The sequence below is a fragment of the Tumebacillus permanentifrigoris genome, from assembly GCF_003148565.1.
In the GTDB taxonomy this organism is placed as follows: Bacteria; Bacillota; Bacilli; order Tumebacillales; family Tumebacillaceae; genus Tumebacillus; species Tumebacillus permanentifrigoris.
Genome location: NZ_QGGL01000003.1, coordinates 79,089 through 93,462, shown reverse-complemented (window position 1 = coordinate 93,462; position 14,374 = coordinate 79,089). Strand labels below are relative to the sequence as shown.

The window sequence follows — 14,374 nt, the reverse complement described above, 5'->3', positions numbered from 1 at the left end:
CTTGCCTCTTACTACAACTTATTTACATTTCTCAAAGCATTGCTGCGCCCGCTCTAACTCCCCGAGCGCATAGTGCGCGACCCCTTTGTAGAACAGCGATTCCACACAGTCGCGGTCATACACGAGCGCTGCGTTAAAGTAGCGGAGCGCTTGCGTGTACGACTCCTCCTCGATCGCGAGGCGACCTAAGTGGTAGAGACCGAGCTTTTTCTCCGCCGACCCTTCCATGGCGACCAGTTGGAGCAATTGGTCCTTCGCCTCCCCGCGCTTCTCCAGCATGCTCCATGTGCGAGCAAGCCCGGCCAGCGCGTAGGAGTCCCGCGAGTTCTTGCGCAGCAGCATCGAGAAGCAGCGTTCCGCTCGGCCATAATCCTTCGTCTGGTAGGACGCCCAGCCGAGGTTGAACAAGCCTTGGCGGTCGTTCGGGCTGCAGGACAGTTGCTTTTTAAAAAGCGAAACGGCTGTTGGCACATCCCCTTCGCGCATCTTGATCCAGCCGAGCCCCCCCAGTGCGCCCGCAGACGTCGGGTGATAGCGGAGCGCTTTTTTATACAGGGCGCGGGCTTGGTCGGGCTTGCCTTGCTGTTCGGAGAGTTGCGCAAAATCGAGGATCACTTGCTCGTGCGCACCGTTGAGATCATAAGACCGCGCCAGATGGCGGTAGGCGCGGTCTCGATGACCGAGTTGCTCCCAGATCAGCCCGCACAGGCGGTGTGATTCCCAATCCTCTGGCTGGGTGATCAGGTTGCGCTGGAAATGGGTCAAGGCTTCACGCAGGCGACCCTTGTTGTAGTGGCAGCAGGCGATGTTGAACTCGATGTCGCGGAAGTCGGACACGAGTTTGGCCGCCATCTCGAATTCGACCAGCGCGGATTCATACTCCTCCTGCGCGACAAAGATATGCCCATAGGTGCTGTGGATCGTCGCTTGCAGGAAATCATCCTCCTCACGAACGGTGATCAAGTTCAGGTGGTGACTCGCCTGCTCGTACTCACCTTGGGAGAGGCATCCGAACGCCAGATACAACCGAGCGACGAGAAAGTCGCCGTCGAGCTCCAAGACGCGTTGGAACTGCTCCATCGCCTCTGGGAACATCAGGAGATCGAAATAGCCGATGCCGAGTCGGAACGAGCGCACCATCTGCTCGTCGCGCGGGCGCATCGACTGTCCATCGCCGATCTGGTAGACCAAAGTCGTGCCTGGCTTTTTGCCAGCCGCTTTTGGGTGGGGCGCGACGGCGTCCGCGTCGCTTTTTTCCCCGGTCGGTTGTTCCACCTGTTCGTCGGAGGGTTGGGGGTCATCCATGTCAGGGTCCATCATCGCAAACGGTGAATCGCCGCTCTGCAGAGCTGCCAATTTGTCTTGGATTTCCTGCAGTTCCGGGCTTGGCAGTGTGCCGTCGAGTTCGAGGTTGTATTCCTCCGACAGCTCGGAGACGCGCTCCTCAAATGACAACCACTGCTCGACAAATTTGTCGCAGGCATTGCGCAGGGCGACCAACTCTTCGCCGAGGATGCGCTTTTGTTCACTGTCCGCCGACTCCAGTTGGGTCTCGATGCGGTCGACGGCGCGGTTCAAGAGTGCAAACGGTTTTTCGAACATCAAAAAAGCCCCCCCCGTCCTCATCTACTGATTACGAAGTAGTTTGGGACAAGGGAGGCTTTTTTATCCAGAAAGGCTTAGACGACGGTCGCTTCCTTCTCGGTGATCAGGTCGACGATTTTGTTGTCGCGATCCATCAAGGCCACGATCGGCTTGTGTTGACGGGCTTCTGCGTTTTCCATCATCGCATAGGAGATGATGATGACGGTATCACCCGGTTGCACCAGACGAGCTGCTGCACCGTTCAGGCAGATCACGCCGGAACCGCGCTTCCCGGAGATGACATACGTTTCCAAGCGAGCCCCGTTGTTGTTGTTGACGATCTGGACTTTCTCGTCCGGCCAGATGTCCGTTGCATCGAGGATGTCTTGGTCGATCGTGATCGAGCCGACGTAGTTCAGATTCGCTTCCGTGACGGTCGCGCGGTGGATTTTCGATTTCATCATCGTTCGGAACATGGTTGGAATCCCCTTTTTCTCTGGGTTTGGTGACGTATTTATCGGTGTACGTGAAGTACGATGTTGTCGATGAGTCGGGTCTTGCCAAATCGCACAGCGAGGGCAAGCAACGCCGGTTGGTCGAGCGTGTGCAGCGGTGACAGGTCGCGCATGGAGACGATCTGTACATAATCGATGTCGGCGAGCGGTTGCTCCTCAATCGTAGCGCGCACGGCCGCGGCGAGAGCTACGGCATCGCGTTCGCCCTGTTGCACGCGCTCCGCTGCCATCTGCAACGAGCGGGACAGGACCAAGGCTTGCGAACGCTGGTCGTCGTTGAGGAAGACGTTGCGCGAACTCATCGCGAGTCCATCAGGCTCGCGGACGATTGCACATGGCACGATCTCGACCGGAATGTCCAAGTCGCGCACCATCTGTTGGATCACGACGACTTGCTGGGCATCCTTGAGACCAAAAAACGCCTTGTCAGGCAACACGATGTTGAACAGTTTGCTGACGACGGTCGACACGCCGCGGAAGTGGCCGGGTCGGGCAGCCCCGCAGAGCGTATCGGTGACGACCTCCACATCCACATGGGTAAGCGACTTGCCGTTGCCAGCGGGGTACATCGTATCGACGCTCGGGGCAAAAATCGCATCGATGCCAGCCGATGCTGCCAGCTGCGAATCGCGTTCCAGGTCGCGAGGATAGGAATCGAAGTCCTCGTTGGGACCGAACTGCAGCGGGTTGACAAAGATGCTCATGATCGCGATGTCCGTCTGTTCCTTGGCTTGGCGCACGAGGGACAGATGACCTTCGTGGAGATACCCCATCGTCGGGACGAGGCCGATCGTCTTGCCTTGCATCCGATGGGTGTGTACGTATTGGCGGACTTCGGCGATGGTGTGCAAGATGATCATGAACGTCCAGTCTCCTCTACTAGTCTCTCCAAAACCTCGTCGGACATCTTGAACCCGTGGTGAGCTTCTGGGAATTGACCGTCCCGCACTTCTTGCGAGTAGGTCGCGATGGCGGCTGTCATGTCGCCAGCAAGTTCCGCGTACTTTTTGGCGAACTTCGGCAGGTACTTCTCGGTGATGCCGAGCATGTCGTGGATGACCAACACTTGTCCGTCACAACCGTCCCCCGCGCCGATGCCGATCGTCGGGATCGACAGGCGTTCGCTGATCAGTTGCGCCAGAAGGGTCGGAACACACTCCAGCACGATCGCAAAGCAACCTGCAGCTTGGAGCAGCAACGCGTCTTCGAGGATGCGCTTGGCCCCTTCGTAGTCCTTGCCCTGCACTTTGTAGCCGCCCAGTTGGTTGACCATCTGCGGCTGCAAGCCGATGTGCCCGCATACCGGGATGCCGGCACGGACAATCGCTTGTACCTGTTCGATCACTTCGCGCCCGCCTTCCAACTTCACAGCGTCCGCGCCGCCCTCTTGGATCAAGCGTCCAGCGTTGCGCACCGCTTCCGGTGTGGAGATGTGATAGGACAGGAACGGCAGATCGGTCACGATCAACGTCTGTTTGGCCCCACGTGTAACCGCTTTCGTGTGGTGGACCATATCGTCAACCGTGACGGGAAGCGTGGAGTCATAGCCGAGAACGACCATGCCGAGCGAATCCCCGACGAGGATCACGTCCGTACCGCCCGCCTCCGCCACTTTGGCGGTCGGGTAATCGTAGGCGGTCAGCATGACGATCTTGTGGCGATTGCGCTTCATCTCTTGCAAGCTAACCGTGGTAGCTTTGCTCGTACTCATGTAGGACTCCTCCTTGGGGGGGTGGATCTGCCGGGAGCCGATGATGTAGTGGTTGTAGACAAAAAAGACCCTACGAGCCTATAGTGGGCACGAAGAGTCAGCTTAAGAGTCTCAGTTCCCTGTCTCGGTCCGAATCGGCTCAGAGCAGATGTGATAAAGTTAGCGAAGCATCAGAAAAATCGTGTAAAACCCATTCACAACTGGAGTACAGTTCAGTTTGATACCGTCTCCAACGAGCTTAGTATACATTGGAAATGGGCATCTGTATAGTGTGTTCGATCCTTTTCTTTCATCCGTTCTGTAGAAATTGCGGTAATTTTTGATACCAAAATTGGTTTCTATGGTATATAATGAGGGCTTGTGATGGTAAGGTATGAAACTCCTAGTTTCGAACCACCCTAAGAATACGACGTAGTCAGGGGGATTAACATGGACCGCAAAAAAGAAATCCTTCAAAGAATAGTGACTGTTCACGGTGATCGTACCGAGCAACTGTTGGATCAGCGCATCGAAGAAAACCGCGTAGTGCTTGAAAATCTGCGCGCTGTCGGCGCTTCTCAAAACGTTCTCACCGACGTGGAAAAACAGTACGCGGACGCCCTTCATTTGAAGGAAGCGTACTACGCGCTGAAAGACCAACTGTAAGTCGTAAAAAAACACCTCTTCCCACCGGAAGAGGTGTTTTTTTGTGCGCCCATCACTGGTAGCTGTAGGTGAAACCCAGCCGGTACAGCACATACTGGCGAATCGCTTGGTCTCGAACGCTCCCACTGTCTGCGGCGAGAAACGTTTCGAGGAACTTGATGATGCGCTCCTTCTCATCCTGCTCCAACGAGGCTCGGCGCGTAAAGCGGCCGATCTGGGCGCGGACTTGGTCCTCGAGTTCGCGGAGACGACGGTCAATCTGGGTAGCCAATGCCCCCCACATCCTCTTTTCCTCTAGGATATGGTCTGGTTGATCACCGTGATATCCGCCGAATAGATTTTCTCCCGCTCGCCGTCCGCTTTTTCCAGCAACAACACGCCGAATTCGTCGATGTCCAACGCCAGGCCCTCGATGTCACCGCGCGCGGTGTGGGCTACGATGTGGCGACCGAGGGTGATGTTGTTGGCTTTCCAAGCGTCACGCAGCGTGCCAAACCCGCCGTTGAGCACGTACTGGCGGTACAGCGGCTCGAACTCCTCCAACACCGTCCGCACCACTTGCGCACGCGGGATTCGCTCACCACGGATCGCCTGTAGCGAGGTCGCAATCCCTTCCAACTCCGCGGGGAACTCGTCCTGCGCCACGTTGACATTGATCCCGATTCCAACGACCAGATGGTGGATCTGGTCAAATTCTGCGTGCATCTCAGTGAGGATGCCACAGCACTTTTTCCCGTTGAACAGGATGTCGTTGGGCCACTTGATCCCGGCTTGCACCCCGGTCGCGCGGCTCAACGCTTGGTTCAGCGCCACAGCTGCGACCAGCGTGATCTGCGCCGCATGCGCCAGCGGCAACTCCGGGCGCAGGATCAGCGACATCCAGATGCCAGAGTGCGGAGGGGAGAACCATTGCCGGCCGCGTCTGCCGCGCCCGCTGGTCTGCTCGTCGGCGATCACCAGCGTCCCCTCTGGCGCGCCGCCCAGCGCCAACTGTTGCGCCAGGGAATTGGTGGAGTCGATCGTTTCCCGGTAGACGATGCTCTGCCCGAGCAACGTCGTGCTCAGCCCTTCGCGAATCTCCGCCGCCGTCACTAGGTCCGGGGCGTCGACCAACCGATAGCCTTTGTTGCGCACCGCTTCGATGTTGTAGCCGGCGTCCTGCATGTCCTTGATGTGCTTCCAGATCGAGGTGCGCGACACCCCGCAAGCTTGGCACATCGCTTCCCCTGACACGAACCCGCCCGGCGCATCGCGCAACATATGTAAAATGGTCTCATTCATCGTGAAAACCTCCAGAGTAAGCAAAAAAGTAACCTCCCGTCGTCGACAGGAGATTACGTTTAGCATAGCATATTCACTTGCGATTCACTAGGCGGAAATGCCTTTGTCGTTCTTGATCGAGTTGAGGTATTGCTTAGCTTTTTCCGGCTCAAACTGGCCTTCCCACTTCGACATCACAACGGCAGCCAGCGAGTTGCCCACCACGTTGACCACGGTGCGCATCATGTCGAGCAGGCGGTCGATCCCGGCGATGAACGCGAGACCTTCCAGCGGGATGCCGACCGTGCCGAGAGTTGCCAACAGCACGACAAAAGATACCCCTGGCACTCCTGCGATCCCTTTGGATGTGACCATCAGCACCAGCATCAGCGAAATTTGCGCCGAGATCGGCATGTCGATGCCGTACATCTGCGCGATGAAAATCGCGGCCAACGCTTGATACAGCGTCGAACCATCGAGGTTAAACGAGTACCCGGTCGGGATGACGAACGATGTGATGTACTTCGGGCATCCGAACTGCTCCATTTTTTCCATGATGCGCGGGAGTACAGCCTCCGACGACGCGGTGGAGAAGGCGAGGATCAGTTCATCCTTGAGCACTTTGAGCAACGAGAAGATGTTGACTTTCACCATCCACGCGATGCCACCGAGCACGATGATGACAAAAAAGAACATCGCCCCATAGACGGAGAGCACCAGCTTGCCAAGCGGCAACAGCGACTGCACGCCGAACTTGGAGACGGTGACGCCGATCAGCGCGAACACGCCAAACGGAGCGAACTTCATCACTTGGTTGGTCACCCAGAACATCGTATCGGCGGTCGCTTGGAAGAAATTCAGCAGCGGTTTGCCACGTTCGCCGAGCGCCGCCACCCCAAGGCCAAAGAACACCGAGAAGAAAATGATCGCCAGCATGTCACCCTTCACGATCGAGTCAAATATGTTGGTCGGCACGATCGCAACCAAGGTGTCCAAAAAGCTGTGCGACTTCATCGTATCGTTGGTCGCCACGTACTTGCTGATGTCCGTGTGCGTCAGGCTGTTCATGTCGACGCCTGCTCCCGGTTGCAGGAGGTTGGCGGTCAACAAGCCGATGAGAATGGCAATCGTGGTAACGATTTCAAAGTAGAGAATCGTCTTGCCGCCGAGTTTGCCGAGCTTTTTCACGTCGCCGACACCGGCCACGCCGACGATCAGCGTCGAGATGACGATCGGCGCGACGATCATCTTGATCAGGTGCATGAAGATATCCCCCACGGGTTGGAGGACTTTCGCTACTCCTGCGTTCCCGTAAAAAATCGCCCCTACGGCGATCCCCAAAATCAGCCCGATCGCAATTTGAATCGCGAGGCCGAATTTTCTTTTTGCTTGCGGTTCTGGCATCCGACTCCCCACTTCCTACTTGAGTATCTATCTGTACTCTCGAATTGTACAACAAAGTTCAAATTCGTACTATATATGAGGTTACTTTCGAAATCTTGCATTTTGTCGAAAAATAGCGATACCAAAGTTGAAGTTTCGATACAAAAGTGGTAGATTTACATTAATAACATTTACTTCGCCAAATAAAGGGGGTGAACGGCATGCCAAAACATATTTTGCGCCATTACTTCAATTTTCATGAAGTCGCGACCAATGTGTTATCAATGGTTGAAATGATGGTGAACACGCGTACCTATTTCATTGGCTATACCGACCATGATGTGTTTACAATTTTGAAGTTGATCAATAAACATGACGGATGTCTGTTGCATGAAGGATCAACTCTGCCAATTGAACATTCGTACTGAGGGCACCTCTTTCACGGCGGCCGTGAGCCGCTGCTCATTGAAGACGCGACCAACCACCCCCTCACGCGCGACCTCGACATCACACAGACGGGACAGATCGGCTCGTACTTGGGCGTTCCGATCCTGCTGGAGGATGGATCGATGTTTGGTACGTTGTGCGCGCTCGATCCAGAGCCGTACAAATTCTCCGAACGCGAGATCGAGTCGATGTCGTACTTGGCGAAGTTCCTCGGACACGCTTTTGAGCTGCAAAAAATGACCGCCAATCTCCAACTGAAAAGCGCTGCGCTCGAATCGACTGCAAACGCCGTGGCCATCACCGACCGTCAGGGGCAGGTCCAATGGGTGAACCCGGCGTTTACGCGCATGACTGGCTACACATTGGGAGAAGCGACGAACCAAAAGATCTCTGCGATTATGGAGCAGCATGACCTGTTGCTCACCCATCAGTATTGGGAAGGCGAAGCACCGTCCCGACGCAAGGACGGCAGCCTCTACCACTTGGAAACCAAGATCACCCCGGTTCAAAACGAAGATGGCGAGATCACTCACTTCATTTCGGTGCAGGAGGACGTTACGGAACGCAAGCTCTCTGAAGCGAAGTTGCACTACCTCGCCCACTTCGATCCCTTGACCGAACTGCCGAACCGCGTGCGGTTTCGCGAGTCGCTGACCGAAGAACTGTTGCATGCCAAGCAACAGGATCAACAGTTGGCGTTGATGTTCCTCGACCTTGACCGCTTTAAGACGATCAACGACACGCTCGGACACTCTCTGGGCGACCAACTGTTGCGTCTGGTGGCGATGCGCATCCGCGAATGCGCCCGTTCACAAGACCTCGTCTCGCGGATCACAGGGGATGGATTCACCGTGATCATGCCGAACGTCGCAGGGCTGGCAGAAGTCGAGGAGATCGCGACGAAAATCGCCGAGGGCATCAACGAACCCTTCACGGTTGAAGGCTACGAATTGTTCATCTCGACGAGCATTGGGATCTCGCTCTATCCAGAGAATGGGCCCGATGCGGAGTCGCTGTTGCGGTTTGCAGATACGGCGATGTACTACGCCAAGGAAACAGGCCGTGACAGCTACTGCATCTACAGCGATGAGATGAGTTTGCACAACATGCTGGAGGTAGAGACCGCGCTGCGCCGGGTGTTGGAACGCGACGAGTTGACCCTGCACTACCAGCCCAAGGTCGACATCCACACCGGCGAGATTTACGGCATGGAGGCGCTCTTGCGCTGGTTCCATCCGACGCTTGGTTTCGTGCCACCCGATGTCTTCATCCCGCTCGCCGAGGAGATCGGCATGATCGGCAAACTTGGCGAATGGGTGTTGCACACGGCCTGTGAGCAGAACCGCAGGTGGCAGGAACAGGGTCTCCCTCCCCTGCGCTGTGCGGTCAACCTCTCCGTCGGGCAGTTCCAATACACGAACTTGGTGGAGACGGTGCGGCAAGTGCTCCTGGATACGCAGTTGGATGGTCGCTGGTTGGAGCTCGAAGTCACGGAGAGCATCATCATCCAAGATACCGAGAAAGTTATCGACATGCTGTTGGAGTTAAAAGAGTTCGGAATCGAGATCTCCATCGATGACTTCGGCACGGGCTACTCCTCGCTGCGCTACCTCCAGCGCTTGCCGATCGACACGTTGAAAATCGACCGTTCGTTCGTCAAAGACATCGACTCGCCAGAAGCGGACGAAGCGGCCATCGCCCGCGCCGTCATCCTGCTCGCCCACAGTTTGGGCTTGCGCGTGATCGCCGAAGGGGTGGAGACCGAGGTACAACTCGACTTCCTGCGGTCGGAAAACTGCGATGCCATCCAAGGCTACCTGTTCTCCCGCCCTGTGCCAGCGGAGCAATTTGCTGAGTTGGTGCGGTCGCAAAAGCGATTGCCGGTCAGACTTGATGTGATCTAAAAAAGACGATCCCCGCGTGCGGAGGATCGTCTTTTTCTCATTCAATCCGTTCGGAAAGCTTCTGCAGCAAGGCCTCCCGCGTGTTGCACTCCGGGTGGTCCAGCACCCACTGGGCGAGCCATTGGTTGGCACGACCGATCTCGGGACCTTCAGGAAGTCCTGCCTCGATCAGGTCGCTGCCCGTCACAACAAGATCTTGGAGCGACCACAGCGGTTGAGCGGCGGCACGCTGCTCGACTTCCGCCTCCCACGCTTCGAGCCGACCCTCGTCGTGCAGGATGGCGTAGAGCAAGCAGGCACGGCGCACCGCGTCGCGTCCGTGTTGGTAAAAATACTGTCGCCATGAGCGGTCGCGCCACTCGGTGGGCGGGCCGAGTTGGACGACGCGCAACGTGCGGCGGATCTCCGACTTCAACGCGCCGGAGAGTTTGAGATCGCTCATCACTTTGTCGATGCGCGCCTCCTCCAGTTGGATGGCTCTCAACACGATGGCGTAACGCAACGCCAAGTCGACAGGCGCACGGGCCGCCCACGTTCCGGCCAATTGCCACGGATCGATGCCGTACCCCCACGGGTCGTACACCGCGAGATCGAACGTCGGCGGGCGCGTGATCACATAGCGCAGGGTCTCGGTCTGGCGCAGGAGATCGAGGGCGACGTCTGGGGCTGTGAGCAACATTTTGTGCCACTCTTCGCGGACGCGCTCGCGGGCGATTTTGCCAAGTTCTTGGGCTTCGTAGACGATGGCGGCGTGCGTGCGCTCCTCCAGGGTGAAGCCCAACTGGGCGGCAAAACGGATGCCGCGCAAGATGCGCAAGGCGTCCTCCTCAAAGCGCTTCACCGGGTCGCCGACGGCGCAGATGATGCGCTGCTCCAGATCGCGCAACCCGTCGAACGGATCGTGCAGACGGCCATGTCGACTCATCGCCATCGCATTGATCGTAAAGTCGCGACGAGCGAGGTCTTCTACTAGCGACCGGACGAAGTGGACACTTGCGGGGCGGCGACCGTCGATGTATTCGCCGTCGATGCGAAACGTCGTGACTTCGTACTCGCCTTGCTCCATGATCACCTTGACCGTGCCATGCTTGATGCCGGTCGGAACGGTGTGGGGAAACAGCGCGATGACTTCGTCAGGAAGCGCAGAGGTGGTGATGTCGTAGTCATAGATCGGGCGCTGCAACTGCTGATCCCGCACACACCCGCCGACCAAGTACGCTTCATACCCCGCCGCTTCTAACTTGTCGACCACTTGCCACGCTTCCTGTTCTAACGTCTGAATTTCCACGCCGTTCCCCCCTATGCAGTTAGTCTTGCTGTAACGTCACACGCCACTGCATGCCGCCCGCTTCGAGGGCGCGGACGAGCACTTCAGCAGTCGCCATGTTGGTGGCGACCGGGATGTTGTGCACATCGCACAGGCGCAGAAGCGCGAGAATATCCGGCTCATGCGGCTGTGCGGTCAGCGGATCGCGGAAAAAAATCACCAAGTCCATGCGATTCTCCGCGATCATCGCCCCGATCTGCTGGTCGCCACCTAGCGGGCCGGACAGAAACCGGTTGATGTTCAGCCCTGTCGCTTCCTGAATCCGCAGACCAGTCGTCCCCGTCGCATACAGCGTGGCTTGCGCAAAAATATGTTGGTAGGCCACCGCAAAATTGACGAGCGTGTCTTTTTTGCGGTCATGTGCGATCAACGCAATGTTCATGCTCCCACTCCCCCGATGCTCGAAATTAGTCCAGCAGGTTTTCCAACCCGTAGACCAGACCTTCGTACTTCATCACTTGCTTGCAACCCATCACGACACCGGGCATGAACGACTCGCGGTTGATCGAGTCGTGACGGATCGTCAACGTCTGTCCCAGCCCGCCAAAGATCACCTGCTGGTGTGCGACATACCCTGGCAAGCGCACCGAATGCACACGCATGCCTTCATAGTCGCCGCCGCGTGAACCAGCAATCGTCTCCTGCTCGTCCGGGTGGCCTTGCTGCATCGCTTCACGCTCCAGTGCAATCAACTCCAGCGTTTTGATCGCCGTGCCGGACGGAGCGTCCAACTTTTGGTCGTGGTGCATCTCGATGATCTCCACGTGCGGCAGGTAGCGCGCCGCCTGTTGGGCGAAGCGCATCATCAGGATCGCACCGATCGCAAAGTTCGGCGCGATCAAGCCCCCGATGCCGCGATCCTTGCAGAGTTGGTTCCAATTCGCGATCTCCTCCGGGGTCATCCCGGTGGTCCCGACGACCGGGCGGACGCCGAGTTCAATCGCTTTGTCGATATTGCCTTTCATCGTAGCTGGTGTGGTGAAATCAACCATGACGTCCGCGTTGGTTTCGAGCAGGGTCTTGGACAAGTCGGTGCTGAACTTTACACCATTGGCCTCATGCCCAAGCAAGGCGGAGACGGCTACATCCTGCAACGTGCGGTCGATGCAACCGACCAGTTCCAATTCGGGGTCGTTCAATACAGCCTTGACGGTCTCGCGTCCCATGCGCCCCTTGGCACCGACGACGACGACGCGGATTTTGTTTGCAGTCATGATGTTTACTCCTCCTCAATTCGCGTCCAACGGTTGGCGTCACGGGTGTTGAATTTGTGCATGACCGCCTTGTGCGCTTCTTCCAAATCGATGCCCAGCGAATTTGCCATGCAGGTGATCACGAACATCAGGTCCCCGAGTTCGAGTGCGATCGACCCTTCGGCCTCGTCTTTTTTCTTGGGCTTTTCTCCATATGTATGGTTGACTTCACGCGACAGTTCGCCGAGTTCCTCCGTCAGCCGCGCGATGAGCGTCAGCGGCTGGAAGTAGCCTTCCTTGAACTGCGAGATGTAGTCGTCTACGTCCTTTTGCATGCCTTTGAGCGTTAGGTTTTCCATGAACAGCCTCCTGTGGTTGGGATTGCTATGGAACAATACAATGATTTGTTCCGCCTAGTGCGTTCTTATGCTTTTTGGTAGTATAAGACGCAATTTTGGATTGTGTAGTACTTTGAAAATGCTCATGAGTACGTGTACATTGTTAGGAATCCAAATCAGTGGGGCGTTGCATATTCCAAACGATCATAGCATAGGACGTGGTGTGTGACCAAGTCAAAGACGACGACCACATAAAATTCTCAAGCCGATCGAAATACTCCCCGCCTCGTTCTGACTCATAAAATCCAAGTCGGCGGTGCGTTGTCTGCGCGCATAGAAATCCACGGCAGCCTGTACGATCTGTCACCTAAGGAGTTTCGTGAAGCAGTAAGCGCTGGACGGGTAAAACCGTTGTTTGTGAAGCTGTAATAGCCTAGAGTGATTATGTACTTCACCTTCCAGCCAGCCTCGCGGACGCACAACACCGGACAGTACGGTCTTCCGTCGTTGTCGGCTTCGGCTAAGAAAAAAGCCACTTCGACATGAAGTGACTTATCTCTTAGTCCTATACGCTTTACCTAATTCTTAGTCACATAGCCACCATAAGTTACCCAATTCCCAAAGCCGTAGAGTTTATTTAAAAAGCCTGAAGCTCCGGTAAAAGGATCCGTGTAGTAGATCACAAACGGGGCATAAGTTGGATCAAAATAATATTGTTGTACAGTGACATAATACGATTCTGCGTTCGGGCTTACCACAGATTGCTGGGATTTGTTCACAACATCTTGCGGTGCAGCACTTGCCATCGTCGGGATCAACATCATGGAGGCGAGCAAAGCGGCAAAAATCATCTTCTTCACAATCTCAACTCCTCTTGTTTGGGTTTCGGAATTAATAACAACTAGTACAGTTTCATACTATACTAATGTTTTTTATTTTTCAACATAAATTTTCAATATTACACCGAAGTCGGACCTGTACATGTCACAGACAAAAAGAGACCTTGGGAAGTACCCTAATACGTATTCGAGGATTAGGTGCTCTTTCTTTGTTGTGGGCCCAGCAGGACTCGAACCTGCGACCAACCGGTTATGAGTCGGTCGCTCTACCTTCTGAGCTATAGGCCTGTGAATGTATGGGACAACGCAAAAGACCACCTCGACATCGGGCATATCTCCCGTTCATCTGCAGGTGGCCTTTCTGTTTGTCGGCGGTTGGTTCCGCTACATTTGTCCTGAGTCCAGTGTATCACGCGGACACTGCGACTCGCAAAAACTGTCTGATGTGTCAGAAGTGTCCACAGTGTAAACCGATATTATGTATAATGAAACGTAATGGGAGAAGGGGGCCTGTAGGGATGAACACGCAATTGTTTGCTATCATCAGCGCGGTTCTTTTTTGGAGTTGGCGCGGTATTTCAGTTGTTGCTCGTGATAGGTTTGCCGTTCGCGAAGTTGAGCTGGGGCGGGAAGTACACAGGGGTACTGCCGAGGCGATTGCGGATCGCGAGTTTGGCGGCTGCGTTGATATTGGTTTTAATGGGGTTTGTATTGTTGGTACGAGTAGGCGTTGTCTCGTGGAGTTTCAATCATACGGTTGCATTAGTTGCAGTCTGGGCGATTACGGGTTTTATGGGTTTGAACACTCTGGGCAATCTAGCGTCGAAGAGTCGAACCGAGAAGGTCGTTATGGCTCCGTTGACAGGGTTGGCTTTTGTGTTGTGTTTGATTGTGGCGATTTTCAGTGCGTAAAATTCTCTTAGCTACGAATGCTGATTGTCGAAAGGCTCATTGCTGAACAAAAGAAAATAAACGAAGACGCCACCTGATCTCCTCAACGTGGCGTCTTCGTTTTCTATGTCTTCGGTTGTCTCTCAACAGGTCTGGCCGCCTCTCCTGCAGCGGGCGTCGCCGGCGGTTGCGTTTGATCAATCAGCGACCATGCCAGCTTGCGAATCAGCGACGACTTGATACGGTGTGCGTACTGGCGGGAGAACCCCAATTCTGCCGCCGCGTGGTTCACGTACATTCCGTCGAGCAGGCAGTCAAACAGCACGGCCTCTTGGTC

At 55.7% G+C, this 14,374-nt stretch carries 17 protein-coding genes and 1 tRNA gene; 4 read left to right on the top strand and 14 right to left on the bottom strand.

Translation table 11 applies throughout. The features are described from left to right. Nucleotides 1–18 precede the first annotated feature (18 nt). The 4 genes from C7459_RS04350 to panB form a co-directional block, all read right to left on the bottom strand. Nucleotides 19–1,602, bottom strand: a complete 1,584-nt coding sequence (locus C7459_RS04350) for a tetratricopeptide repeat protein (protein ID WP_170119258.1) — start codon at nucleotides 1,600–1,602, stop codon at nucleotides 19–21. Nucleotides 1,603–1,679: 77 nt separating this feature from the next. Next, nucleotides 1,680–2,060 (bottom strand): aspartate 1-decarboxylase, encoded by a 381-nt coding sequence (gene panD, locus C7459_RS04345; protein WP_109686720.1) that lies wholly within the window; start codon nucleotides 2,058–2,060, stop codon nucleotides 1,680–1,682. Between the two features lie 38 nt (nucleotides 2,061–2,098). Beyond that, nucleotides 2,099–2,959, bottom strand: a complete 861-nt coding sequence (gene panC / locus C7459_RS04340) for a pantoate--beta-alanine ligase (protein WP_109686718.1) — start codon at nucleotides 2,957–2,959, stop codon at nucleotides 2,099–2,101. Further along, nucleotides 2,956–3,810 carry a 3-methyl-2-oxobutanoate hydroxymethyltransferase gene (panB, locus tag C7459_RS04335; protein ID WP_109686716.1) on the bottom strand — a complete coding sequence of 285 codons (855 nt, stop codon included), beginning with the start codon at nucleotides 3,808–3,810 and terminating at the stop codon, nucleotides 2,956–2,958. Before panB ends, panC begins: the two co-directional genes overlap by 4 nt. A 429-nt stretch (nucleotides 3,811–4,239) precedes the next feature. Here panB and C7459_RS04330 point away from each other — a divergent pair, with 429 nt between their 5' ends. Further along, nucleotides 4,240–4,455 carry a hypothetical protein gene (locus C7459_RS04330; RefSeq protein WP_109686714.1) on the top strand — a complete coding sequence of 72 codons (216 nt, stop codon included), beginning with the start codon at nucleotides 4,240–4,242 and terminating at the stop codon, nucleotides 4,453–4,455. A gap of 52 nt (nucleotides 4,456–4,507) precedes the next feature. Here C7459_RS04330 and C7459_RS04325 read toward each other — a convergent pair whose 3' ends face one another. The 3 genes from C7459_RS04325 to C7459_RS04315 all read right to left on the bottom strand — a co-directional run bounded on the left by C7459_RS04325 (nucleotide 4,508) and on the right by C7459_RS04315 (nucleotide 7,119). Next, nucleotides 4,508–4,726, bottom strand: a complete 219-nt coding sequence (locus C7459_RS04325; RefSeq protein ID WP_146200943.1) for a hypothetical protein — start codon at nucleotides 4,724–4,726, stop codon at nucleotides 4,508–4,510. A gap of 23 nt (nucleotides 4,727–4,749) precedes the next feature. Next, nucleotides 4,750–5,736, bottom strand: a complete 987-nt coding sequence (locus C7459_RS04320; RefSeq protein WP_109686710.1) for a biotin--[acetyl-CoA-carboxylase] ligase — start codon at nucleotides 5,734–5,736, stop codon at nucleotides 4,750–4,752. 87 nt (nucleotides 5,737–5,823) lie between these two features. Continuing rightward, nucleotides 5,824–7,119 (bottom strand): cation:dicarboxylate symporter family transporter, encoded by a 1,296-nt coding sequence (locus C7459_RS04315; protein WP_109686708.1) that lies wholly within the window; start codon nucleotides 7,117–7,119, stop codon nucleotides 5,824–5,826. Between the two features lie 200 nt (nucleotides 7,120–7,319). On the opposite strand from C7459_RS04315, the gene C7459_RS04310 reads away from it, so the two are divergent. Both C7459_RS04310 and C7459_RS04305 read left to right on the top strand, forming a co-directional pair. Then, the gene (locus C7459_RS04310; protein ID WP_109686706.1) at nucleotides 7,320–7,526 is read left to right on the top strand and encodes a hypothetical protein; all 207 of its coding nucleotides are present in this window, start codon (nucleotides 7,320–7,322) and stop codon (nucleotides 7,524–7,526) included. A gap of 30 nt (nucleotides 7,527–7,556) precedes the next feature. Then, nucleotides 7,557–9,449 carry a putative bifunctional diguanylate cyclase/phosphodiesterase gene (locus tag C7459_RS04305; RefSeq protein WP_281272729.1) on the top strand — a complete coding sequence of 631 codons (1,893 nt, stop codon included), beginning with the start codon at nucleotides 7,557–7,559 and terminating at the stop codon, nucleotides 9,447–9,449. Between the two features lie 37 nt (nucleotides 9,450–9,486). Here the strand turns inward: C7459_RS04305 and C7459_RS04300 are convergent, their stop codons facing one another. The 6 genes from C7459_RS04300 to C7459_RS04275 all read right to left on the bottom strand — a co-directional run bounded on the left by C7459_RS04300 (nucleotide 9,487) and on the right by C7459_RS04275 (nucleotide 13,434). After that, a complete protein-coding gene (locus tag C7459_RS04300) occupies nucleotides 9,487–10,737 on the bottom strand; it encodes a CCA tRNA nucleotidyltransferase (RefSeq protein ID WP_170119257.1) in 1,251 nt (416 codons plus the stop codon). Between the two features lie 19 nt (nucleotides 10,738–10,756). After that, a complete protein-coding gene (gene mgsA, locus C7459_RS04295; protein WP_109686699.1) occupies nucleotides 10,757–11,158 on the bottom strand; it encodes a methylglyoxal synthase in 402 nt (133 codons plus the stop codon). Nucleotides 11,159–11,183: 25 nt separating this feature from the next. Further along, nucleotides 11,184–11,990, bottom strand: a complete 807-nt coding sequence (gene dapB, locus C7459_RS04290) for a 4-hydroxy-tetrahydrodipicolinate reductase (protein WP_109686697.1) — start codon at nucleotides 11,988–11,990, stop codon at nucleotides 11,184–11,186. 5 nt (nucleotides 11,991–11,995) lie between these two features. Then, entirely contained in the window at nucleotides 11,996–12,328 is a 333-nt protein-coding gene (locus C7459_RS04285) for a nucleotide pyrophosphohydrolase (RefSeq protein WP_109686695.1), read from the bottom strand. 557 nt (nucleotides 12,329–12,885) lie between these two features. After that, entirely contained in the window at nucleotides 12,886–13,167 is a 282-nt protein-coding gene (locus tag C7459_RS04280) for a hypothetical protein (protein WP_109686693.1), read from the bottom strand. Between the two features lie 194 nt (nucleotides 13,168–13,361). Next, nucleotides 13,362–13,434 (bottom strand) — tRNA-Ile (locus C7459_RS04275). A gap of 230 nt (nucleotides 13,435–13,664) precedes the next feature. On the opposite strand from C7459_RS04275, the gene C7459_RS04270 reads away from it, so the two are divergent. Continuing rightward, nucleotides 13,665–14,069 (top strand): hypothetical protein, encoded by a 405-nt coding sequence (locus C7459_RS04270; RefSeq protein WP_146200941.1) that lies wholly within the window; start codon nucleotides 13,665–13,667, stop codon nucleotides 14,067–14,069. A gap of 92 nt (nucleotides 14,070–14,161) precedes the next feature. Here the strand turns inward: C7459_RS04270 and C7459_RS04265 are convergent, their stop codons facing one another. Beyond that, on the bottom strand, nucleotides 14,162–14,362 hold the full coding sequence (locus tag C7459_RS04265) for a hypothetical protein (protein ID WP_109686688.1): 201 nt from the start codon (nucleotides 14,360–14,362) through the stop codon (nucleotides 14,162–14,164). Between the last annotated feature and the right edge of the window lie 12 nt (nucleotides 14,363–14,374).